The organism is Ruminococcus flavefaciens ND2009, from assembly GCF_000621785.1.
In the GTDB taxonomy this organism is placed as follows: domain Bacteria; phylum Bacillota; class Clostridia; order Oscillospirales; family Ruminococcaceae; genus Ruminococcus; species Ruminococcus flavefaciens_C.
On the sequence record NZ_JHXI01000035.1, the window covers coordinates 1 to 1,307 of the forward strand.

Sequence of the window (1,307 nt, forward strand, 5' to 3'; positions counted from 1 at the left end):
AGAACCGTTACTATAAACAGTGATTTCACTGTACCTAAAGATATATCCAGCCATTTCATAATTACTAAAGATTCAGACACCCTTTATAAGAATTTTACTTATATGGGTACATTTGATGAAGATGATGCTTCATGGAGTATTTTTAAAAACTGTGATAATCTTAGACAGGTTATAATTAATGATGGTGTAACAAAGATCAATCCCGGTCTGTTTGCTACCAATCATTCAGTTTCAAATGTATTGCTTCCCGGTACATTAAAAAGCATAGGCAAGAATGCATTCAGTGATACAAGTATTTCAAAGATAAAGCTTCCCTCAGGTCTGGTGTCCATAGGTGAATCTGCTTTTGCAGGCACAAGGCTTGTTGATGTCAATATTCCTGCAAGTGTTACTTCGATAGGTGTTTCTGCTTTCCTTGACGGGTATGACGATGACAATAAAACATATCTTAAAACTATAACAATAAACAATCCTGAGTGTGAGATCAGTTCAAGCATTGTAAGAAAAGGTGAGGACGTAATCATTTACGGCCATGACGGTTCAACAGCAGAAGCATTTGCAAAGACCAACGGCAACACCTTCATCTCTATTGACAAGCCTCAGACAACAAAGCCTGCGGCAACAACTACTACTAAAACTACCACAGTTACCACAACAGCTACTACCACAGTAACAACTGTAGTATCGACTATCATAGGACCCGATAAGGAGTGCTTATTCATTGCTGTGAGGGATCCTGCAACTGCAACAGAGGCAGACAGTGACAGACTTCTTGATGTTGATAATGTTGCCTACATAGACCAGCAGACAGCTGATGAGAAGGGCAAGGTAACATTCTCATTCATTCCTGATGCAGTCAAGGATCTGGCTTATATGTTCATAAGCGAGCTGAATAATAGCAGAGTATATAAGACTGTAGTCGATGGCACAACTGTAAAGACTACATGGATTGATCCAAAGGTAACAGTTCTGGGCGACGCAAATAATGACGGTGTTGTTGAGCTTGCTGATGCTATACTGATCATGCAGCATCTTTCCAATCCCGATAAATATTCTCTCCATGGCAGCAGCCCATATCATATCACCGAGCAGGGAATGATAAACGGAGACGTATATGAACATGGTTTTGGACTTACGAGTAATGACGCACTGTGCATACAGAAATATCTGCTTAAATTAAATCCAACGGTTTATGTACGTTGATCTGTAGAATATCCCTCCATACGGATAATGTCATTAAGCTAAGGAAAAGTCAAATAATCACAGGAATCAAAAATTCCTGTGATTATTTTTTATGTATATAATGT

Annotated in this window: 1 protein-coding gene; it reads left to right on the forward strand. The window is 38.9% G+C overall.

The features are described from left to right. The first annotated feature begins 102 nt into the window (after positions 1 to 102). Complete coding sequence (locus tag T488_RS17285; protein WP_155267179.1) at positions 103 to 1,203, forward strand: leucine-rich repeat protein; 1,101 nt, start codon at positions 103 to 105, stop codon at positions 1,201 to 1,203. The last annotated feature ends 104 nt before the right edge of the window (positions 1,204 to 1,307 follow it).

Coding starts and splice junctions, on each gene's coding strand:
- T488_RS17285 (WP_155267179.1), top strand. CDS start 103: ATGGGTACATTTGATGAAGATGATGCTTCATGGAGTATTTTTAAAAAC.